The sequence below is a fragment of the Bacillus sp. L_1B0_5 genome (assembly GCF_000836715.1).
Lineage (GTDB): Bacteria > Bacillota > Bacilli > Bacillales > Bacillaceae_G > Bacillus_A > Bacillus_A thuringiensis_S.
In genome coordinates, this window is record NZ_JXIS01000224.1 from 1 (window position 1) to 209 (window position 209).

Genomic DNA, 209 nt, shown 5'->3' on the forward strand with positions numbered 1-209 from the left:
GGTGGTCCAGAAGATAAAATCAAACAGGTTGTGCAAGCCATACAAAGCGCCTATACCCACAGTGAAATTTATACCGTCCCAAAGGAAGAAATGCCATTTCCAACAAGGAGAGCGGTAGGAGGACGGATGGTATTAAAGAGAAAGCGGCTAGATGCCACGTTATCACTAGCACGCTATACACGTGATGTATTACCGATGTTAGGAAGTGC

At 45.5% G+C, this 209-nt stretch carries 1 protein-coding gene; it reads left to right on the forward strand.

Annotation, left to right across the window (positions count from 1 at the left end; all coding sequences use genetic code 11):
- A partial coding sequence (locus RT27_RS35630) for a hypothetical protein (RefSeq protein ID WP_043939443.1) occupies positions 1 to 209 on the forward strand: 209 nt, incomplete at both ends.